This window comes from Actomonas aquatica (assembly GCF_019679435.2).
Lineage (GTDB): Bacteria > Verrucomicrobiota > Verrucomicrobiia > Opitutales > Opitutaceae > Actomonas > Actomonas aquatica.
On sequence record NZ_CP139781.1, the window covers coordinates 3,845,478 to 3,866,798 of the forward strand.

20 protein-coding genes are annotated in these 21,321 nt (G+C 63.5%); all 20 read right to left on the reverse strand.

Going from position 1 to position 21,321, the window contains the following annotated elements; genetic code table 11:
- Positions 1-104 precede the first annotated feature (104 nt).
- The 20 genes from K1X11_RS14945 to recA all read right to left on the reverse strand — a co-directional run bounded on the left by K1X11_RS14945 (position 105) and on the right by recA (position 21,184).
- Positions 105-896, reverse strand: a complete 792-nt coding sequence (locus K1X11_RS14945; protein WP_221031618.1) for a hypothetical protein — start codon at positions 894-896, stop codon at positions 105-107.
- A 188-nt stretch (positions 897-1,084) separates the two neighbouring features.
- The gene (gene atpC, locus K1X11_RS14950; protein ID WP_221031619.1) at positions 1,085-1,498 is read right to left on the reverse strand and encodes an ATP synthase F1 subunit epsilon; all 414 of its coding nucleotides are present in this window, start codon (positions 1,496-1,498) and stop codon (positions 1,085-1,087) included.
- 110 nt (positions 1,499-1,608) lie between these two features.
- Positions 1,609-3,027: a F0F1 ATP synthase subunit beta gene (gene atpD, locus K1X11_RS14955; RefSeq protein ID WP_221031620.1), complete on the reverse strand. Its 1,419-nt coding sequence runs from the start codon at positions 3,025-3,027 to the stop codon at positions 1,609-1,611.
- A gap of 60 nt (positions 3,028-3,087) precedes the next feature.
- Positions 3,088-3,969: an ATP synthase F1 subunit gamma gene (gene atpG / locus K1X11_RS14960; protein WP_221031621.1), complete on the reverse strand. Its 882-nt coding sequence runs from the start codon at positions 3,967-3,969 to the stop codon at positions 3,088-3,090.
- A 106-nt stretch (positions 3,970-4,075) separates the two neighbouring features.
- Positions 4,076-5,599, reverse strand: coding sequence for a F0F1 ATP synthase subunit alpha (gene atpA, locus K1X11_RS14965; protein ID WP_221031622.1), 1,524 nt, complete (start codon positions 5,597-5,599; stop codon positions 4,076-4,078).
- A gap of 58 nt (positions 5,600-5,657) precedes the next feature.
- The gene (locus K1X11_RS14970) at positions 5,658-6,053 is read right to left on the reverse strand and encodes a F0F1 ATP synthase subunit delta (protein WP_221031623.1); all 396 of its coding nucleotides are present in this window, start codon (positions 6,051-6,053) and stop codon (positions 5,658-5,660) included.
- A 50-nt stretch (positions 6,054-6,103) separates the two neighbouring features.
- Positions 6,104-6,664, reverse strand: a complete 561-nt coding sequence (gene atpF / locus K1X11_RS14975) for a F0F1 ATP synthase subunit B (RefSeq protein WP_221031624.1) — start codon at positions 6,662-6,664, stop codon at positions 6,104-6,106.
- 90 nt (positions 6,665-6,754) lie between these two features.
- Positions 6,755-6,958: an ATP synthase F0 subunit C gene (locus K1X11_RS14980; RefSeq protein WP_225919503.1), complete on the reverse strand. Its 204-nt coding sequence runs from the start codon at positions 6,956-6,958 to the stop codon at positions 6,755-6,757.
- An 84-nt stretch (positions 6,959-7,042) separates the two neighbouring features.
- Positions 7,043-7,912, reverse strand: a complete 870-nt coding sequence (locus K1X11_RS14985) for a F0F1 ATP synthase subunit A (RefSeq protein WP_221031625.1) — start codon at positions 7,910-7,912, stop codon at positions 7,043-7,045.
- A 170-nt stretch (positions 7,913-8,082) separates the two neighbouring features.
- Entirely contained in the window at positions 8,083-8,688 is a 606-nt protein-coding gene (gene trmB / locus K1X11_RS14990; protein ID WP_221031626.1) for a tRNA (guanine(46)-N(7))-methyltransferase TrmB, read from the reverse strand.
- Between the two features lie 81 nt (positions 8,689-8,769).
- A complete protein-coding gene (locus tag K1X11_RS14995; protein WP_221031627.1) occupies positions 8,770-10,047 on the reverse strand; it encodes a sensor histidine kinase in 1,278 nt (425 codons plus the stop codon).
- A gap of 66 nt (positions 10,048-10,113) precedes the next feature.
- A complete protein-coding gene (locus K1X11_RS15000) occupies positions 10,114-10,833 on the reverse strand; it encodes a response regulator (RefSeq protein WP_221031628.1) in 720 nt (239 codons plus the stop codon).
- A gap of 96 nt (positions 10,834-10,929) precedes the next feature.
- Positions 10,930-12,822: a tRNA uridine-5-carboxymethylaminomethyl(34) synthesis enzyme MnmG gene (gene mnmG, locus K1X11_RS15005; protein WP_221031629.1), complete on the reverse strand. Its 1,893-nt coding sequence runs from the start codon at positions 12,820-12,822 to the stop codon at positions 10,930-10,932.
- A complete protein-coding gene (gene mnmE, locus K1X11_RS15010; protein ID WP_221031630.1) occupies positions 12,823-14,193 on the reverse strand; it encodes a tRNA uridine-5-carboxymethylaminomethyl(34) synthesis GTPase MnmE in 1,371 nt (456 codons plus the stop codon).
- 75 nt (positions 14,194-14,268) lie between these two features.
- Complete coding sequence (locus K1X11_RS15015; RefSeq protein WP_221031631.1) at positions 14,269-15,519, reverse strand: efflux RND transporter periplasmic adaptor subunit; 1,251 nt, start codon at positions 15,517-15,519, stop codon at positions 14,269-14,271.
- Positions 15,520-15,544: 25 nt separating this feature from the next.
- Positions 15,545-17,908 carry an ABC transporter permease gene (locus K1X11_RS15020; protein WP_221031632.1) on the reverse strand — a complete coding sequence of 788 codons (2,364 nt, stop codon included), beginning with the start codon at positions 17,906-17,908 and terminating at the stop codon, positions 15,545-15,547.
- Between the two features lie 128 nt (positions 17,909-18,036).
- Positions 18,037-18,756: an ABC transporter ATP-binding protein gene (locus tag K1X11_RS15025; protein WP_324725995.1), complete on the reverse strand. Its 720-nt coding sequence runs from the start codon at positions 18,754-18,756 to the stop codon at positions 18,037-18,039.
- Between the two features lie 95 nt (positions 18,757-18,851).
- A complete protein-coding gene (locus K1X11_RS15030) occupies positions 18,852-19,325 on the reverse strand; it encodes a PDZ domain-containing protein (RefSeq protein WP_324725996.1) in 474 nt (157 codons plus the stop codon).
- Positions 19,240-20,112 (reverse strand): tetratricopeptide repeat protein, encoded by an 873-nt coding sequence (locus tag K1X11_RS15035; RefSeq protein WP_221031635.1) that lies wholly within the window; start codon positions 20,110-20,112, stop codon positions 19,240-19,242. Before K1X11_RS15035 ends, K1X11_RS15030 begins: the two co-directional genes overlap by 86 nt.
- Complete coding sequence (recA, locus tag K1X11_RS15040; protein ID WP_221031636.1) at positions 20,102-21,184, reverse strand: recombinase RecA; 1,083 nt, start codon at positions 21,182-21,184, stop codon at positions 20,102-20,104. The genes K1X11_RS15035 and recA overlap by 11 nt, the downstream gene beginning before the upstream one ends.
- Between the last annotated feature and the right edge of the window lie 137 nt (positions 21,185-21,321).

Here is a 21,321-nt window from a genome sequence, read left to right on the forward strand (position 1 = left end):
TGAGACTCAGTTTCAATGTCAATCGAGTGTGTGAAGTAGGCACAAAAAAGCGCACCTCGTAATGAGGTGCGCTGAGAAAGTTCTAGGTGAGGCGCAGAGCCGGATCAGGTGGACGGGCTGGCGACGTCGGTCGGGTTCTCGGGAACCTCGGGAGTTTCAACCTCCTCCGGAATGTCAGGAGTTTCGGTGTCGCCGGTTTCCTCAGCCGGAGCTTCGTCGGCTGGAGCGTCGCCGGAATCACCGCTGTCACCGGAATCACCGCTGTCACCGGAATCACCGCTGTCACCTCCGGTGGAACCTTGGGAGGCGGCGTCGGCAATGGCCTGAGAGTCTTGGCCGGTTTGTTCGGCAGCTTCTTGGGCACCTTGCTGGGCGCCGGAAGATGCGGCGGAAGTTACAGCTTGGACGTCACTTCCGGTGTTAGTGGCTGCCTGGGTGGCACCAGAAGTGGCACCAGAGGACGCGGCAGCGGCAACGGATACGCTGTCACCGCCCGAATTGGCGGCGGCGACCACTGCGCCTTGAGTGGCACCAGCGGCCGCGGCTTGGGCGATTGCAGCGACATTACCTCCAGGAGTGGCGGCGACGGTTTCGGTCACGGCTTCGGTCACCGTAGCGGCGACGACTTGGACGATGTCGGCGGTGACAACTTCGGTGCCACCGTCGCTGGAAACGTCGGCGACGATGTCGGCCACGGCGGCTTGAACAGCGGCGGCGTCGGTCAAGTTCACGCCGGCAGCGGCGAGAGCTTGTTGAACAGCGGCTTTACCTTGGGCACCACCCGCGCGGATGGCGGCGCGTTGGGCAGCGGTGAGTGTAACCGTTTGGGCAAAAGCGACTGCACTGATCAGCATGCTGATCAGGAGGCCCTGAGTGAGGAGTCGGATGAATTTCATGGTGTGGTATTAGGAACTGCTGCGGAGCGAGGATGAAATTATGATGATCGCGGGAGGGGCAAGTCAGATGATTCTCGTTACTGATGCAAACAAATAGACGGTAGCCGAGAATTGTTACGTTGCCCCTTTTGCAGCATAATTCCGGCCAAATCGCATGGTGGTGGCGATTTGGCCGTTGAGGCTTCGGCTTAGCGGCGGCGGCGTTTGAGGCCGAGCTGGGCGACGGAGAAGCGGACGACGCTTTCAAGTCGTTCCACTTCGGCGGGATCCAGATTGGTTTCTTTGGCTTCCTTCAGCGCGAGCTGGGCGCGTTGCATGGCTTTCTCGGCGGCGTCTTCGTCGATGGCCTTCTCCTCGATAGCGTGTTCGGCCAAGATGGAGATCTTGTCGCCTTGGACTTGGACAAAACCGTCACCGATGACGAGCGCCTCGGTGGCGGTGCCTTTGGTCACCCGCAGTTCACCGTCGGCCACTTGGGAAAGCAGCGGAAGGTGACCCGGGAGGACGCCGATTTCACCTTCGACGGTGGGAATGACCACGTTGTCGACGGTGTCGGAGTAGACCCGGGCTTCGGGGGTGACGATTTCGAGAGTCAGAGACATGAGTGTGAAGTAGTGAGTAGCGGCTAAAGAGTAGTGAGTAGGTGGGTGGAGGATGCCGTGCGGTATGATGCCGGATGCTCGCTACTCGCTACTGTCTCCTCGCTACTGAATTATTTCTTACCGGCGCCTTCGAGCACCTCGTCGATGGAGCCCTTCATGTAGAAGTCGCCCTCGGGGATGTCGTCGAGTTCGCCATCGAGGATCATCTTGAAGCCGCGGACGGTGTCCTTGACCGAGACATACTTGCCCGGCGAGCCGGTGAAGACCTCGGCCACGTGGAAGGGCTGGGAGAGGAAGCGCTGGATCTTGCGGGCGCGGTAGACGGTGAGCTTGTCCTCGGGGGAGAGCTCATCGAGACCGAGAATCGCGATGATGTCCTGCAGGTCCTTGTAGCGCTGGAGGACGCGCTGCACCTCGCGGGCGACCTGGTAGTGCTCCTGGCCGACCACGTTGGGCTCGAGGGCCTTCGACACGGAGGCGAGCGGATCCACGGCCGGGTAAATACCGAGCTCGGCGATGGCGCGTTCCAACACGATGGTGGAGTCCAAGTGAGCAAAGGTATTGGCCGGGGCCGGGTCGGTAAGGTCGTCGGCCGGGACGTAAACCGCCTGGAAGGAGGTGATGGAACCCTTCTTGGTCGAGGTGATGCGCTCCTGGAGGAGGCCCATCTCGTTGGAGAGAGTCGGCTGGTAACCCACCGCGGAGGGGGAGCGACCGAGCAGCGCGGACACCTCGGAACCGGCCTGGGAGAAACGGAAGATGTTATCGACGAAGAGGAGCACGTCCTGGTTCTTCTCGTCGCGGAAGTATTCGGTCATGGCGAGGGCCGAGAGTGCGACGCGCATACGGGCACCGGGCGGCTCGTTCATCTGACCGTAAACGAGAGCCACCTTGGACTTGGAGATGTCCTCCTGGTTGATGACGCCCGCGTCGGACATTTCGTGGTAGAGGTCATTACCTTCACGGGAACGCTCACCCACCCCGGCGAACACGGAGTAACCACCGTGGGCCTTGGCGATGTTGTTGATGAGCTCCATGATGACGACGGTCTTACCGACGCCGGCACCACCGAAGGCGCCCACCTTTCCGCCCTTGGAGAACGGGGCGATGAGGTCGATGACCTTGATGCCGGTCTCGAGGATCTGCTCCTCGGTGTCCTGGTCGACCAGGGCCGGCGGCTGACGGTGAATGGGATACTTCTTCTCGTGCGGGACTTCGCCGCGGCCGTCCACGGGAGCGCCGGTGACGTCGAAGATGCGACCGAGCACGCCCTCGCCCACCGGGACGGAGATGGGGGCGCCGGTGTCGGTGGCGGTCATGCCACGCTTGAGGCCCTCGGAGGAGGACATGGCGATGGAGCGGGCGATGCCGTTACCCAAGTGCTGCTGCACCTCGAGGGTGAGCAACTCGGATTTGCCATCGACGACAAACTCAACGGTGAGGGCTTGGTAGATGGGCGGGATGCTGTTCTCGGCGAACTGCACGTCGACGACGGGGCCGATAACTTGGACGATTTTGCCGGTATTCATTTCGTGAAAGGGAACGGGATCGGGGCGGATGGCGGAAGGGTTGGAACGGAACAGACGGGATCAGGCCGCGGTGAATTGGGCGGCGGCGATTTCGAGAATTTCCTGAGTGATGGCGGCCTGACGGGCCTTGTTGTATTGCAGGGTGAGATCGTCGAGGAGGCTGGTGGCGTTGTCCTTGGCGGTCTTCATCGCGACCATACGGGCGCTGTGCTCGGAAGCCTTGGTGGAGAGCGCGACCTGGTAGAGGTAACGCTTCACGTAGAACGGCAGGAGAGCTTCGAGGACGGTCTGGGCGTCGGGCTCGAAGATCATCAGCCGTTCGTCGGCGAACTCCTTGGCGCGGTCGTCGGAGTGGTCGTCGGACAAGTGGGAGACGAACTCCTTGAGGTTGTTCAACGGCAACAGCGGGCGATGGGTCGGCTCCTGCACGAGGGTGTTTTTGAAGCGCGGGTAAATGACTTCGATGGTGTCGATCTCACCCTTGAGGAAGAGGTCGATCATGAAGTCGCCCATGGCCTTGATCTCGGCGAAGGGCACCTTGTCGTGGATGCCGAAGTCGGCGACGACGTTGCGCTTGCTGCGCGCGAGGAACTGGGCGCCCTTGCGACCGGAGACGACGAACTTGGCGTCGCCTTTGATCTCGCCGACCAGCTTAAAGAGGTTGGCGTTGAGCGGACCGCAGAGGCCCTTGTCGGTGGTGATGAGCAGGATGCCGCGGGTCTTCACCTCGCGGGGCTGGAGGAAGGGATGGAGGCTGCCGTCGACCTTGTCGGCGAGGGAGGCGAGCATGTCGGCCATGAGGACGGCGTAGGGCCGGCCAGCAGTGGCGGCGGCCTGAGCCTTCTTCATCTTCGACGCAGCGACCAACTCCATCGCCTTGGTAATCTGGCGAGTATTTTTGACCGACTTGATGCGTCGGCGGATGTCGCGGGTGGAGGCCATGGGAATGAAGTAGCGGGTAGAGAGTAGTGGGTAGCGAGTAGGTTGGAGAGTCGGGAATTTTTCTGACGATGCTCGCTACTCGCTACTCGATGCTGGCTACTGGTTTTTAGCCTTGGCTGCTGGCCCACTCGTCGCAGGCGGTCTTGAGTTCGGCTTCGATCTCGTCGGTGAGTTTGGCCGTCTCGCGAATCTTGGTGAGGAGCGCATCCTTGCGGGTGGCGAAGAACTCACGGAGGGACTCGGCGGAAGCCTGCACCTTGGCGGTGTCGATCTTGGCGTAGTAGTCCTTCTGGAGGGCCCAGAGGGTGACGACCTGTTGCTCGATCGGAATCGGGTTGAAGGCAGGCTGCTTGAAGAGTTCGACGATGCGGTTACCGCGGTCGAGCTGGGCCTTGGTTTTGGCGTCGAGGTCGGAGCCAAACTGAGCGAAGGCGGCGAGTTCGCGGAACTGGGCGAGCTCACCCTTGAGTTTACCACCGACCTGCTTGGTGGCCTTGATCTGCGCGGCGGAACCCACACGGGACACGGACAGACCGACGGAAACGGCCGGGCGGATACCCTGGTTGAAGAGGTCGGTCTCGAGGAAGATCTGACCGTCGGTGATGGAAATCACGTTGGTCGGAATGTAGGCGGACACGTCGCCGGCTTGGGTCTCAATGATCGGGAGGGCGGTGAGGGAGCCCTTGCCGTTGAGGCGCGCGGCGCGCTCGAGGAGGCGGCTGTGGAGATAGAAAACGTCACCCGGGTAAGCCTCGCGACCGGAGGGGCGCTTGAGGATGAGGGAGATCTGGCGGTAGGCCACGGCGTGTTTGGAGAGGTCGTCATAGACGATGAGCGCGTCCATGTCGTTTTCCATGAACCACTCGCCGATGGCGGCGCCGGAGAAGGGGGCGAGGTATTGGTTGGCCGGATTGTCGGCGGCCGGAGCGGCGACGATCACGGTGTATTCGAGGGCACCGGCGGCTTCGAGGGCGGCGAGGGTGCGCACGATGTTGGAGTTCTTCTGACCAACCGCGACGTAGATGGAGTAGACCGGTCGGAACTTCGGGTCGCCGGACTCGAGGCCGACCTTGTTGATCTTGGCCTGGTTGATGATCGTATCGATCGCGATGGTGGTCTTACCGGTGCCGCGGTCGCCGATGATGAGCTCACGCTGGCCGCGACCGATCGGAATCATGGAGTCGATGGCCTGGATGCCGGTGAAGAGGGGCTGGTCGACCGACTTGCGGGCGATGATGCCGGGAGCGATGCGTTCGACGGGGAAGGTTTCCTTGGCGTCGATCGGGCCTTTGCCGTCGACCGGGTTGCCGAGGGCGTCGACCGTGCGGCCGAGCAGGGCCTTGCCGACAGGAACGGAAAGGAGCTTGCCGGTGGTGAGGACCTCGTCGCCTTCCTTGAGTTGGGAGACGTCGCCGAGAACCACGCAGCCGACCTCATCTTCTTCCAAGTTGAGGGCGATGCCGGTGACGCCGCCGGGGAAGGTCACCATTTCGTTATACATCACGTCGGAGAGGCCATCGATCTTGGCCACGCCGTCGGCGACGGTGCGAATGCTGCCGGTGTTCTTTTTGACCGCCTTGTTGGAGAGGTTGGCGATCTGGGATTCGATTTGTTCGAGGACGGTGCTCATGGCTGCGCGGGGCGCGGTTGCGGTTTAAGGAGTTTGGATTGTTGAAAAAGGGGTGGGGTCAGACCGAAGCGGCGAGGGCGTCGAGTTGGCCGGCGACGGTGGATTCGTAAACATCGTCGCCGATGCGCACGCGCAGGCCGGCGATGAGGTCGTCGTTGCGCTTGGCGGTCGCGGAGACGTGGCGCTTGTATTTCTGGGTGAGCGCGCCACCGATGGCACCGAGGACGGACTCGGAGACGTCGCCGGCGTGTTCCACGACGGCGTTGGTCTTGGCGAGTTCCTGGGCGATGCGGCGGTGGTAGATCTTGAGCACGGCCAGCGGTTGGGCGGGCGGGTGCTTTTCAAGATAAGCCAGCACACCGGCGACACGCTCGGGATCGACCGCGCCGTCGGAACCAAGGCTCAGCTGGGTGAGCTGCTTGGCGAGTTCGGTGGTTTGTTTGGAGGTGGCCACGGGGGAAAAGCGGAAACGCTGAAATTAGAAAATGCTGAGATCGAGTCAGCTTAGGCGACGGTGAGCTCCTTGGCGGCGGCGTCGTTGTAACGCTTGCGCTCGTCGTCGGAGAGTTCCTTGGCCAGCACCTGGCGGGTGGTGGCGACGACGAGGCGGGCGATCTCGCCGCGAGCTTCGGCGATCATCTTGCGGTGCTCGAGCTCGGTGGCGTGCTGCGCCTTGGTGATGATCTCCTGCGCCTTGGTGGTGGCTTCCTGGGTTTGCTTCTCCATGAAGGCCTTGGCGGATTGGCGGGCCTCATCGATGATCTTGGAGGCTTCGCCCTGGGCGGTCTTGATGATCTCGGCGCTCTCCACCTGGGCGGCGTCGAGTTTGGTCTTCATCTCCTCGGCATGCTTGATGCCGGCGTCGATTTTTTCCTGACGCTCTTCCATCGTGCCGATGACGGGCTTGATGATTTTGAAGTATACGACTGCAAAGAAGATCAGGAAGCCGATCAGCTGCAGGACGATGTAGCGTCCTTCGATACCGAAGTCACCGAGTCCGAATTTCTCCAACACGCCTTGGGTGGCACCGGCTTCGGCGGCGGCGAGGATGAGGTTGTTCAGCATAACGAGAGGAAGTTGAGGAGACGGAATGAAAAGGGGGGACCTCACCGGCCGGTCGAAAACGCGACCGATGAGGTAAAACAAAAACCTAGCTTATTTCGCGAGGAAGAGGGCGAGGATGCCGAGACCTTCGGCGAGAGCCATACCGATAATGGCCTGAACGAGGATCTTACCGGAAGCGCCCGGGTTGCGGCCGACGGCTTCAGCCGCCTTGTAGCCGATGAGGCCCACGCCGATAGCGGCGCCGAGCAGACCGAGACCAGAGGCGATGTTGCCAGAGATTTCAGCGAGGATCATGATGATGTGTTGGGTTTGGAGGTTTGGTTGCAGTTGCCGCCGTGCACGCTCTTGGCATGCTCCCGACGGTAAATTGGGGAAAGCTTAGTGGGCCTCGGCGTGACCCTCCTCGTGGTCGTGATCGTCGCCGTGATTGCAGATGAGGCCGATGTAAACCGCGCTCAGGAGCGTGAAGACCGTCGCCTGAATGAGGCCGACCAACATCTCCATGAAGTAGAACACAAAGAAGAAGCCGGTGCCGTGGAGCAGGTTCTCACCACCAAAGATGTTGCCGAAGAGACGCACCGAGAGGGTGAAGGGACGGATGAAGATGGAGAAGACTTCGATGCAGCCCACGATGAGGAACACGAGGGTCAGGATCGGGTAGAGCCAGCCGGGGGTCTCGGCTTTATCGGCCTTGTTGCCGAAGAGGTCGATGAAGAGGACCTTGGGGCCCGCATACTTAAAGACAATGATTGCCCAGGCGCCGAACGAGAGCAGCGCGAGCGCGATGGTGCCGTTGAAGTCGGAGGTGAAGGGACGGATGAGCGGCGTGAAGTGCTCGTGGCCGGCGGCGTCATGGCCGTGCCAGCCGATGGTGCCGACGCCGGGGATGAGGCCCATCCAGTTGTTCACCAGAATAAAGATGAAGAGCGTGGCGAGCAGCGGGAAGGCGGCCGGGAAGGCCTTCTTGCCGACGATGGGCTCGAAGAGGTCACGCAGACCGGTGATGAGCGCCTCCATGACGGCTTGACCCTTGGAGGGGCGAATGGACGGTTTGCCGACCATCCACATCAAGAGGAGGATGATGACACCGGTGAAAGCCCAGGCGGTGATGATGGCGTTGGTGAAGGTGCCGTTGAAGAAAAGCGGCTCAGCACGCGGCGACACACCGGCACCGTCACCAGCAGCAAACGCCGTGGCGGCGGTTGCAAGAAGGAGGGCAAAATTGCGGAGTTTGGATACCCGGAACATGGAGGTATTAGCGGTGCAAGTAAGGACGAGAAAGAGAGGTGGTAGGGGATCCCCCGGAGGTCCGTCAACCTCTGAAACCCTTGCAAGTTTCCCTGTCACTGAGCTAACGGGCCGGACGGTTCGGGAAAGGGACGAAACGGGGTGTCGGGCGGAAGTGGCGGTGCCCTCCCCTACTCTGCCGACGGCGGCGCGGCGCGCACAGCCACCAACGATTGGAAGCTGGGGGCGCGTGCTTCGAAGACGGTGCGCTGCTCAAACGGCCAGGGCGCGCCGGGCTGGAGCTGCCAATCGGGGTGGGCGGCGACGACTTCGTGGGCGACTTCGAAATACGGGGCGTGGTCGGTGCGGAAACAGAGTTGGCAACCGGGAGCGCAGAGTTGTGCGAGGCGCGAGAGGAACGGGCCCTGGATGAGGCGGTTTTTCCAGTGGCGGCGCTTCGGCCAGGGATCGGGGAAGAGCACGAGGACGTTGCGGGTGAAGCGAGTCCCGGAGGGCAGCGCTTCTAATAAATCCTCGGCGGCGGCGCGCAGCCACGTGACGTTTTGCAGGCCGGCGCGGGTGGTTTTGCGGTCGGCCTTCTCGAGGCGCTCTTTGATGATGTCGATCGCGATGCAGTGCTCATCGGGATGGGCCTCGGCGTAGGCGGCCATGAAGTGTCCGTGGCCGCAGCCGATTTCCAGGGTCAGCGCGGGATGGTCCAGCGGCACGCGGGTGAGCGTGTCGCGCAGGGCGGTCAGGCGCTGGTGTTGGATGGCTTGGGCCTCTTCGATCGGCATGGGCGCGGGTAAAAGGGGCCGCGCGCAGCGGGGCAAGCGTCAAGCGGAGGCCGCCGGCGACTGCGCGTCGGCGGGAGTGGGTCACTCGTGGGTCGTTTTACCGGCCGGGAGGGTGAGAATGAACGTGGTCCCCTGCCCCACCGTGCTGTCGACGCTCACGCGTCCGCCGTGGAGCTGGATAATGTGTTTTACGATGCTCAGGCCGAGGCCGGTGCCGCCCTTGTCGCGGGAGCGGCCTTTTTCTACCCGGTAAAAACGCTCAAAAATGTGCGGCAGATCGGCCTCGGGGATGCCCTGGCCGGTGTCGGCGACGAGGATCTCGATCTCGCTGGTGCGCCGCTTGGCCGAGACCGCGATGCGCGAGCCGGCCGGGGTGTATTTGAGGGCGTTATCGAGGAGGTTTTCGAACACCTGGGTGAGTTTCAGCGGGTCGATCAGGAGGGGCTCGATTGCGGGGTCGATGTCGCCATCGATCTGGTGGTGCTCGGCGGCGGGGCGACCCCGGTAATCCTCGAGAATACCGCCGACGAGGGACTGCAGAGAGGTGGATTCCCGCTGCAGTCCGGGATTGATCGATTCGAGGCGTGAGAGCGTGAGCAGGTCCTCCAGCAGGGAATTCAGACGCTCGGTGTGGCGGTGAATGGTGGCGAGGAAGCGGGTGCGGTCGGCGAGCTCCATCTCGTGATGGCCGTCGACAAGGGTTTCGACGTAGCCCTTGATCACACTGAGCGGGGTGCGGAGTTCGTGGGAGACGTTGGCGACAAATTCCTTGCGGACCAACTCGAGGCGTTTCTGGCGGGTGATGTCGTGGAGCACGAAGAGCGCCCACTTCCCTTTGCCGCCGTCGAGGGCGGGAATGGTGCTGCCGGTGACTTCGACCCAGCGGGTGTCCTGATCTTCGTCAAATTCGATGGCGTGCTGCGGCTCTGCCCTGCCCTTGCGCACGGCATCGACGTAGTTGAGGAAGGCCACGCTGTGGAGGACGACCTCCAGCCGCTGATCGATGATGTTGGTCGCCTTGGGGAAGATGTCCTGCAAGGCTTTGTTAGCCAGTAGGATATGGTTGTGGTTGTCCACCAGCAGCACGGCCTCCTGCAGGCTGCCCAGGGTCGCCTCGAGTTGGGTGATCTGGCTGGACTGCTGTTGCTCGAGTTCGCCGACCTTCAGGATCAGGGCGTTGCTCACCTGGCAAAAGCGGTCCCAGTCGCGGTCGAGGGTGCCGGGATGTTCGTCGCGGAGAAAGGGCTGTCGGCGCTCGAGCGAGGCTTGCAGGCTGCGCAACGCGTTGCGGTGTCGAACCAGTTTACGCCACAGCAGCAGGACGACGACAGCGAGCGCGAGGGTGACGGTGGTGAGCATGCGGAGCGAGACGGGGCGGCACGGTGAAGCGGAGCGACACCGACGACCGCGAGAGAATCGTCGCTTTTAAGCGGATGACTCCTGGGCCCGGCGTTCTGCCATGCGGTAGCCGACGCCGCGGATCGTTTCAATCCATTCGGCTTCTTCGCCCAATTTCTCGCGGAGGCGGCGAACGTGGGTGTCGACGGTGCGGGTCTCGATCTCAGTCTCGTAGTTCCAGACGTTGATCAGGAGGTGCTCGCGGGTTTGGACCCGGCCGCGGCGCTCCATCAGGAGGTGAAGCAGCTTAAATTCGGTCGCGGTGAGCTCAACGACGTCGCCGTTGATTTTCACCTCGTGGCGCTCGGCATCGAGTTCGATGGCGCCGGCGATGAGCTTGGGCTGCGCGTCGACCGGCTTTTCGGAGGTGCGGCGCAGGATGTTCTGCACGCGCAGGACGAGTTCCTTGGTGCTGAAAGGCTTGCAGATGTAGTCGTCGGCGCCGGTCTCGAGGCCCTGGACGCGGTCGTTTTCTTCGACTTTGGCGGTCAGGAAAATGACGGGCACCTGCTTCAGCTTGGGATCCGCCCGCAGCATGCGGCAGATCTGGATGCCGTTGATCTCGGGCATCATCACATCGAGGATGACGAGGTCGGGCAGCATGGAGCGTGCAATGCCGATGCTCTGCGTCGGGTCGTTGACGGTCTCCACCGCGAAGCCCTTTGCCTTGAGGTGATAGGCGACCAAATCGGCGACATCAGACTCGTCGTCTACAACCAGGATTTTCTTGCGAGAGTTCTCGGACATTTTGGCGTGTTTACCTCTTCGCGGGGCGTCGTCCTAGTCGAATCTCCTCCCGTTTCACAATTGTTACAACATGCGCAAAGATGTTGCGAAAAGTATTCAGGCAGGCGGCTTCCGGCGGCGCTGCGCCTCGATAAAGATTAGTAAGATGCTGATATCAGAGGGGTTAACGCCACTGATGCGGCTGGCCTGGCCAAGCGTAAAGGGTTGGGTCTCGGCGAGCTTTTGCGCACTTTCGTGGCGCAGGCCTTTGATTTGGAGGTAATCGAGACCGACGGGAATCTGGACTTTCTCGATGTTGGCGAGCTTGGCGATTTGGCGCTGTTCGCGCTCCAGGTAGCCCTTGTAGCTGACGCGGTAGAGCACCTCTTGGCGCGATTCAGTCGGCAGGTTTTGGAAGTCGGTCGGCAGCTCCGGCCACTCGCCGTCGCCCTGCGATGCGCGGCGAATGCGATCGCCAAAAGTCCCCTGCCCTCCCCCGGGTCGCTTGGATTCAAACCACTCAATCCAGTGATCGACGGTGGCGACTTTGGCCTCCATGCGCGCGAGTCGAGCGGGCGAAACCAGCCCGTGTTCGCGGGCGTGTGGCAGCATGCGGTTTTCGGCGCTGCCGTGGTTAAAGAGCAGGCGGTGTTCGGCCCGACTGGTGAACATGCGATACGGCTCCTTGGTGCCCTTGGTGACGAGATCGTCGATGAGCACGCCGATGTAGCCTTCGGCGCGGCCAATCACGAGCGGCGGCTCTCCCCTCGCCTTATGCACCGCGTTCACACCCGCGATCAGGCCTTGGGCGGCGGCCTCTTCGTAGCCCGAAGTGCCGTTGATTTGGCCCGCAAAAAACAGGTTTTCCACCTTCTTGGACTCCAGGGATGGGAAAAGCTGCGTAGGCGGCGCAAAGTCATACTCGACCGCATAGGCCGGGCGTAGCAACTGGGCCTGCTCGAGGCCGGGCACGGATCGCACCATGGCCATCTGCACATCGAACGGCAACGAGGTGGAGAGGCCGTTGATGTAATACTCGTTGGTCGAGCGGCCTTCGGGCTCGAGAAACAGCAAATGACGCGGTTTATCGGCGAAACGGACAAACTTATCCTCGATACTGGGACAATACCGGGGACCCGTGCCTTGGATCTCACCCGAATACATGGCGGACTTGGCGAGGTTGTCCCGCACGATCTGGGCGGTTTCCTCGGTCGTGTAGGTCATCCAGCACGAAACCTGGTTGGTGCCGGGCTGCCACCCGAGGCGATCCTCGCCGGTTTGTTCCACGTGGAACAAGTGCTCGTCCTGGCGGGTTTCGTGGAATGCAAAGCAGGTCGGAGCCTCGTCGCCACGCTGCTCAGTCATCTTGCTGAAGTCCAAGCTACGGCCCAGCAGCCGCGGAGGTGTGCCGGTTTTGAGGCGTTGGAGCTCAATTCCGGCCTGTTCGAAGGATGCAGAGAGGGTTTTGGCGGAAAAATCCCCCATGCGGCCGCCTTCGTTTTTGTTGGTGCCGATGTGCATGAGGCCGCGCAGGAAGGTGCCGGTGGTGACGACGACGGTGTGCGCGGCGAATTCGAGGTCCAGATTGGTTTGCACGCCGGTGACGCGGTCTTTGGCGAAGGTAAGCCCAGTCACGGTGGCTTGGAAGAGCTGCAGGTTGGGCTGCAGCTCCAGGGTGTGCTTCATCCGAAATTGGTAGGCCTTCTTGTCGGATTGGGCGCGAGGGGACTGCACGGCGAGTCCCTTGGATTCATTGAGCAGGCGGAACTGAATGGCGGTCAGGTCGGTGTTGATGCCCATCTCGCCACCCAGGGCATCGATCTCGCGCACCATCTGGCCCTTGGCTTGACCACCGATGGCGGGGTTGCAGCTCATGGCGGCGACCGTGTCGATGTTTCCGGTGAGGAGGAGGGTGTTGGCGCCCATGCGGGCAGCGGCCAGGGCGGCCTCGCAGCCGGCGTGACCGCCACCGCAAATGATAACGTCGTATGGTAAGCTATTGAATAGCATCTATTTACCTATGCAAAAGGTCGCGAAAAGGCGGTCCAGCATGGCCTCGTTGTCGATCCGGCCGCCGATTTCACCAAAGGCGTCCACCACGCCACGCAGATCGCTGGCCAGCAGTTCGGTGGGGCCGGAAGAGCGGAGGTTGGCCAAGGCGGTTTCGAGGCAATCCGTGGCGCGGCGCAGGGCGTCGGCATGGCGGGCGTTGATCGCGATCTGGTCGCCGGCGTCGCCGGGTCGGAAGCGGTCGGCGATTTCGGTGATGCGTTGCTCGAGCGTGGTCAGGCCCTCACGGGTGCGGGTGGAGAGGGGGAGGGCGGGGAGTTCGTCCGGCGCCTCGGCCACTGGCGGCTGGCCTTGCAGTAGGTCAACCTTGTTTAGCACGACCAAGGTGGTGTTCGGGTTGAGGCGATGGGCAACTTCGGCGGACAGAGGTGGGGCAGGGTGGTTGGCATCCAGCACGAGCAGGGCGAGGTCGGCCTCTTCGATGCGCTCGTAAGTCTTTTGAATGCCCAGCGCTTCGACGGTGCCGGGGGTGGGGTTGAGTCCGGCGGTGTCGATGAGGCGTAGGCAGTGCGGACCCACCATGACCGTTTCCTCCAAGTAGTCGCGGGTGGTGCCGGGCTCGTCACTCACCAGGGCGCGTTCGCGGCCAAGGAGGGCGTTGAGGAGGGAGCTCTTGCCGGCGTTGGGTTCGCCGAGGATGACCGTCTTGATACCTTCGCGGAGCAGGTCACCGTAGCGATGGGTGGCGAGGAGCTGCTGTGTTCCACGTAGAACACTGTTGAGGATATCGACCACGATGACGCGGTCTTCGTCAGGCAAATCTTCCTCGGGAAAATCGATGTAGGCCTCCACGCGAGCGAGGCCTAGCAGAAGCTCGTCGGTGAGGCGGGTAAGGTGCTGGCCAAGGCTGCCGCGGAGCTGTTGATTTGCTGCCGCAATGGCGCGGGCGCTACGGGCGTGGATGAGGTCCATGACGGCCTCGGCCTGACTCAAATCCAGGCGGCCGTTCAGGAAAGCGCGGCGGGTGAATTCGCCGGCGTCAGCGGCGCGACAACCTCGTTTAAATAAATCATCCAGAACGAGTTGAGCGATGAGCGGGTTGCCGTGCGTGGAAATCTCCAGCACGTCTTCTCCGGTGTAGGATTGGGGGCCGGCGAAGTAGGTCACGAGCACATCGTCGACTACGCTGCCGGCGGTATCGCGGTAGGCGCGGTGGCTGGTTTGGCGGGGGCGGAGCGAGGCGCGGAAAATGGCCTGGGCGAGCTGGGCGCAATCAGGCCCGCTGACCCGCACCACGGCGATCGCCGCCGTGCCCGGAGCGGTGGCCGGCGCGGCAATGGTGTCGATGGTATTGGCGGTGTCTTCGATCATGCGGACAGCCAGACCGAACCGCGGAACGCGTCGGACGCAAAACGAAACGGAAGCGCGCGGTTAGTCGCTGCAGCCCTACAAGGGTTCAACCCGGCTGCCGTCGGCGACGCGGTCGCCCGGATACACGATGACGGTGTCGTCTTCGTTAAGGCCGGCAGTGACTTCGGTGACGATGCCGTTGCTCAAACCGACTTCGACCGTGCGCTCCCGGGCTGATCCGCCATCGAGGACGAAGGTGTGCCAGTGGCCGTCGCGTTGAAAGAGGGCGCCGGCGGGGACTTGCAGCGAATCGTCGCGGCGGGCGCGTTCGATGCGTGCTTCCACGCGGTAGCTGTCGCCGAGGGTGGGGCGCTCGGTGATCGGCGTGACGAGGTCGGCGAGCACGTTCACGCGTTGTTCTTCGACGCCGAGGGCGGAGACTTTGGTGAAGGCGGCCGGTTCAACCAGGCGCACGCGGGCCTCCAGCGGTGATTCGCCGCCCCATTGTTCGAGCCAGACGGTGGCACCGGGTTGGATGGCGACGCCGTCGCGCGACAAGACCTCCACCCGCACTTCGAGGTCGGTGGGGTCGCCGACTTCGAGCAGGGGCGTGCCGCCGGCGACGATGCGGGCGCTTTCCTGCATCACCCGCAGCACGCGGCCATCGACCGGCGAGGTGATTTGCATCGTCGCGCTGGCGTTGCCCGCAGGATCGGCAATGCCGCGGTCGAGCACGGCTTGGGCTTGTTCCAGTTCGTAGCGGGCCACCTGCAGCGCGAAGGTGGCGGCGCGGTCCTCCTGGGCAGCGGTGCGCTCGCGGTTTTCGGCAATGTCGAGTTCCTGTTGGGAAACGAGGCGGTCGGAGAACAGGACGCGTTGGCGCTTGGCTTCGGATTGCGCGAGATCGAGGGCAGCAGCGGCGCGTTCGCGCTGGGCTTCGGCCTGGGCCACTTGGCTTTCGGCGGCGCGCACACGGGCTTCGGCTTGAGCGCGGCTGCGGGCATCGAGGATGTCGCCGCTGGCGGGCTCAAGCACGGCGAGCACGGTTTCGCCGGCGATGACGGGGGCGCCGGGCTTGAGGGTGATGCGTCGCAGGTGACCGGATACAGGGCTGGAGATCACGTAACGGTGGCGCACTTGGGTGACACCCTCCTCATTCACGGTGGCAACGAGTGGAGCGCGCACCACGAGGGCGGTTTCAACGGGCAAGGGGGAGGGCCAGAGACCGGCCACGATGAGTGCGAGGAGCACGGCACCGGCGATGTAGCGCCAGCCCTTGCGGCGACGTTGATGCTGATCGCCGGCGGTGGGGTCGAACGGGGTGGGGGGATCGGAGGAGTCCGTCATGGCGGTGTAAGTGAAATACGGATACTTAATCGCGGGCCTTAAGTGCGCTGACCAAATCGAGTTGGTTGAGTTTACGGCAGGCGATGATCGCGGAGAGGGTGGTGGCGAGCACGATGACCAGCGTGGCGTAAGCGTAGTTGCCGGGAGTGAGGATGAGGGGCAGGCGCACCGTCTCGGTATTGATGCTCTCAAGGAGTTGCGCGGCCATGCCGGAGCCGAGCCACAAGCCGAGCGGCAGGGCGAGAGCGGTGAGCACCACGAGTTCGCCGACGAGCACGCTGCCCACATCGCCTTGGCTGAAACCGAGCACGCGCAGGGTGGCGAGTTCGCGGGCGCGCTCGGAGAGCGCGATGCGGGCGCTGTTGTAGACGATGCCAAAGGCGACGATGGTGGCGAAGGTCGAGTAGAGCACCTGCAACATGCCGATACTTTCGGCGGTGGTGTCGCGGAAGCTCTGCCGCATGGCGTCTTTGATGACGACCCCGGAGGCTTGCGGGGTGTCCTTGAGTTCGCGCATGAAGCGCGGCCAGTCATCGCGGGCGACCGTCATGAAGGCGCCGGAGATGCGATCGCCTTCACCGAGGGCGCGGTTGAGCGCGTCGAGTCGCATGTAGGCGGCGATGCCGGCAAAGTCATCGGCGAAGGCGGCGACTGTAGTGGAAAACTGGCGACGTTTGCCCTGCAGCACTTTGATGGTGATGGGGTCGCCGGGGCGCACCTGCAACGCGTCGCCCAAGGTGCGGGAAATGATCACGCCCTCAGCAGGGAGGGTGAGAGGCTCTTGGTTGGGACCGAGCACGCGGTTGAGGTGGCCGTCGGCGGAGAGACCGTTGAGTCCGAGACGACGGGTGCGATGACCGGAAATGAGTTCCACGGACACGCCACGAAAGGGCTCGGCTCGCACCACGCCGGGGAGTTGGGCGAAATCATGCACGGCGCGCAGCGGACCGGGTTCGACGAGCGAGACGGTGACGGACTGCCGCTGCACGACGTCCCATTGGAAATCGAGCACGAAGCGGATGCCGTCGCGAAAGGCGTTGGGGATGATCAGAATGCCGGTGGCCATGGCGAGCGCGATGGCGGTGAAGCAGGCCTGCCACGGTTTACGCTCCAGGTTGCGCAGGGACATGCGCAGCGTGACGGAGAACCAGCGGGAGATGCCGGCGCGCTCCACGAGAGAGGGGCGAAAGCTCGCGGGCGGCTCGGGACGCATCGCTTCGGCGGGAGCGAGACGCACGACCTTGCGCACCGCACCAGCCACACCGAGCAGGGCGGCGGCGGAGCTGGCGATCAACGCGCCGAGGATGGCGCCGGTGGCGGGCACAAACTCCAGCTGCGGGAAGCGGAAGAACAGGTGATACATATCCACCAGTTGATAGCCGAAGGCGAAACCGCCGAGCGCGCCGAGCAGCGTGCCCACCACCACGATGGCGAGGGCGAATTTGATGAAGTGCCATGCGATGGTGCGGTGGTTAAAACCGAAGGCCTTGAGAACCGCGATCTGTTCGCGTTGCAGCGCGATCTGTCGGCTCATCACCGAGTGGGTCATGAACGCGGCGACGCTGAGGAAGACCAAGGGGAAGCCGAACGAGAGGCCTTCGAGCACGCGGATTTCGTCGCTCACGCGCACATCGGAGGGATGGTCGTCGCGGCCGTAGGCACCGAGGCCGCCGTAGGGTTCGAGGATGCGATCGAGCTCGGCGATGACGCCGGAATCGGACGCTCCCGGAGCGAGGGTGAGGGCGACGGTGTTGAAGGCGCCCTCGAGGTTGAAGGCCTCGGCGAGTTCCTGTTCGCGCATCCAGAAAATGCCGAAGGTTTTGTTGTCGGGCAGAGCGGAACCGGGTGGTGCTTCGAAGACGTATTGCGGGGCGAGCACGATGCCGGCGATGCGCAATTCGAGTCGGCTGCCGTTGAGCACGGCGGCGATGCGGTCGCCGGGCTGGAGGTCGTTGGCTCCGGCGAAGGCTTCGCTGACGAGCACCTCGTGGTGGCTCGTTGTATCCAAAAGTTGGCCACGCCGGAGGTAGAGTTGATGCAAGACCTGCGGGCGTCGGTCAGGGAGGGAGTTGATGAGCCCGGAAGCGGGGGCGACGACGGCCGGGAGATCGAGGGTGACGCGCACCTCAATGCTGGTTTCGAGGGCGGCGACGCCGGGGATGGCTGCGAGTTCGTCGCGCACGCTGTCGGGCGCGCGTTTGAGGGCGGCGAAGACTTCGCCGAAGTGGTGTTGCTCGTAGTAGCCGTCGCGCGCGGTGTTGAGCGATTTGATCAGGCTGCGCGTCATGATCATCATTGCGAGTCCGCAAGCCATGACGAGGGCGACGGCGAGGGCCTGCGATTTCAACGCGCGCAGGTCGCGCAGCAGTTTCAGATCGAGCAGGTCCATGAGCAGAAGACGGGTAGGGCGTGACCGCCGGGCGCGCCGTCGGTGGTAATGGCGTCGGAGGGGCAGGGGGGCGGTCGGCCCGGCGGTCCGACCCTATCTTGGCATTGCGGCGCGTTTGTCGTCATCGGCTACCATTCCAGTTCGCTCACGGGGCGCGGGGAGGGATTGAGGCGCGGTTCGCTGAGGTGGCCGTCGGACATGGTAAATACGCGGTCGGCCATCTCGGCGAGGATGGCGTTGTGGGTGATGACCACGGTGAGGGTGCCGAGCTCGCGGTTGATGCGCTGGATGGCTTCGAGCACGAGGATGCCGGTCTTCACATCGAGCGCGCCGGTGGGTTCGTCGCAGAGCAGGATCTCGGGTCGTTTGGCGATGGCGCGGGCAATGGCGACGCGTTGTTGTTCTCCGCCGGAAAGCTGAGCGGGGAAGTGGTGCGCGCGGGCGCTGAGGCCGACGAGATCGAGCGCCTCGGCCGGGTCCATCGGGTCGCGGGCGATCTCGGTGATGAGGCCGATGTTTTCGCGGGCGGTGAGTGACGGGATGAGGTTGTAGAACTGAAAGACGAAACCGACGACGTCGCGGCGATAGGCGGTGAGGCCGGCCTCATCGGCGCGACCGACGTCCCAGCCGCGGTAGTGGAGCGAACCGCCGGTGGGGGTATCGAGGCCGCCGACGAGATTGAGCAGGGTGGATTTGCCGGAGCCGGAAGCGCCCAGGAGGACAACGAGCTCGCCGCCGGGCAGATCGAGGTCGACCTCACGGAGCGCGCGCACTGCGGCGTGTCCGGTGCCGTAGGTTTTGCTCAGGCGACGGGCCACCAACAACGAAGAGGCGTCAGGCGTGCTCACAAACCTGCAGCCAAGTTGCACTGCGCGTCTGGCGCAAGCGTGACGCCGGGATGGACGCGAGATAGCGAACCGGTCTGGGCGGCGCGACGTGCCGGCTAGTTTGCCGGTGGGGTCTGCAGGATGATGGGGAGCATTTTGTCGCGGCGGCGGATCTCGAGTTTCACCGACTCGTCGTGGCCGAGGGTGAAGGCGGCGGTGATCTGCTTTTGCGTCATGTCCAAGGTCAGTTGACTATTGATCGCGATGATCTCGTCGCGGCGCCGCAGGCCGCAGCGGTCGGCGATGCCACCGCGGGTGATCCTGGTCACGTAAATGGGTTTGTTACTGTCGGCGGGTTGGGAAACCGCGAAGCCGAGCACGACGTGGCGCTCCGTGTTCACGTCGACGCGATCCAGTTCAACGACGGTGTCGTCCTCGCTGGCGCGACCGATGGTGGGCGCCAGGGCGAGACAAAGCGGAAGCAGCAGCGCGAGGGTGAGGCGCTTAGTTTTGGTCGTCGTTGGCCTGAGGGTCCGGCGCGGGGGTCGGAGTCGGCGGAGGAGGAGGGGGAAGCGAGATCGTGGGGACACCGATCGAAGGTGAGGTTGGGGATACGGAGGGGAGGGAAGGGGAGGTCGGACCGCCGATGGTCGGCTTGGGCAGAGTGACCTTGGTCGGAGCCGGGGCAACGGGCGGAGCGAAGCTGCGGTCGGGTTCCGGTGCGGAGGCGGCCACATCGCCACGCGGATCGAGTTTGCCGAGCTCAGCCTTGAGGGTCTCGAGGCGGGCTTCGGCTTTGGTGATGCGGTCGGGATACTTGCGCAGACGGTGTTTAACCTGATCGACGGAGCTTTCGCCGATGCCGTTTTCGGCGCCGAGCATGAGCCAGGCGAGGCCTTCGGTGTAATCGCGTTTCACGCCGCGGCCGCTCACATACATGGCGCCGACGTTGTGCATGGCGGTGTTGTTGCCGGCGGCGGCGGCGCGACGGTAGAGATCGAGGGCCTTGGTGTAATCCTGCGGCTGATTGAGCAGGCCGTCGTGGGCGATCTTGCCGAGGCGGAAGAGGGCCTCGTGATCACCGTCGGCGGCGAGTTCGCGCAGGATGGTGAGGGCTTGGGCGGGGTCGGCGTCGACTTTGCCCGGGTAACCCTCCTCCAGCATGATGGCATAGTGAAGGCGGGCGGCGGGATTGCCGGCCTTGGCGGCGGCGATCATCTCGTCGACGTCGGTCCAGGAGACACCGCCGCCTTCGGTGGAGAGCAGGATGGGTCCGCCGTCGGATTGCGCCGACAGGGGGAGGGCAGGCCACGCCAGCGCGAGGCCGGCGAGGCTGGAAACGGTGACGAGGAAGCGACGGGGAGTCTTAGGACTCATCCTTGTCGGCTTCTTCGCCGGTGACGCTGGTGCCGCCGGTGACATTCACTTTGGCGTAGACGGCGTCCATGACCTCCTTGGCGAGCTCGGGCTTTTCCTTGAGCGTGGCCTTGGCGGCGTCGCGGCCCTGGCCGATGAGGTCGCCCTTGTAGGAGATCCAGGCACCGCGTTTCTCGAGGACCTTGTGTTCGAGACCGAGGTCGAGGACGGAGCCGGTGGTCGAGATGCCCTCGTCATACATGATGTCGAACTCGCACTCGGTGAAGGGGGCGGCGACCTTGTTTTTGACGATCTTGATCTTGGTGCGGTTGCCGATGACCTTGCCGTCGGGCTGCTTGAGCTGCTCACGGCGGCGGATGTCGATGCGGACGGAGGAGAAGAACTTGAGGGCGCGACCGCCGGGGGTGGTTTCGGGGGAGCCGAACATCACGCCGATCTTTTCGCGGATCTGGTTGGTGAAGATGCACACGCACTTGGTCTTGTTGACCACGGCGGTGAGGCGGCGCATGGCCTGCGACATGAGGCGGGCCTGGGAGCCGACGGTGGCGTCGCCCATCTGGCCGTCGAGTTCGGCCTTGGAGACGAGGGCGGCGACGGAGTCGATGACGATGACGTCGATGGCGTTGGAGCGAATGAGGGTCTCGGCGATGTTGAGCGCGTCCTCACCGGAGTCGGGTTGGGAGACGAGCAGGTCGTCGAGGTTCACGCCGACGACGCGGGAGTATTTTGGGTCGAGGGCGTGCTCGACGTCGATGAAGGCCGCGAGGCCGCCCTTGCGTTGGGCTTCGGCGATGACGCTCAAACAGAAGGTGGTCTTACCGGAGGATTCGGGACCGTAGATTTCCACGATGCGGCCGCGGGGCAGGCCACCCACGCCGAGGGCGAGGTCGATGGCGAGCGAGCCGGTGGAGATCGTCTCGACCTGCATGCGGGTGTTGTCGCCCAGACGCATGATGGAGCCCTCGCCGAATTGCTTGGTGATGGCGCTGATGGCGAGGTCGACGTTCTTGCGGGCGGCGACTTCGGTGGTGGGGGCGGCGGCGGTGGTTTTGGCGGGGGCGGAACGGGCCATGGAACAGGAAATAGCGGGTTGATGGTGACGGAAATGCGGCGAAACGATGCCGCTTTGACTAAAGAAACGAACCGTGGCGCGGGAATCTTTCAGCGCAAGCGCGGACGCGGGACGTTTGCGGCGAAAAAAGCACGAAA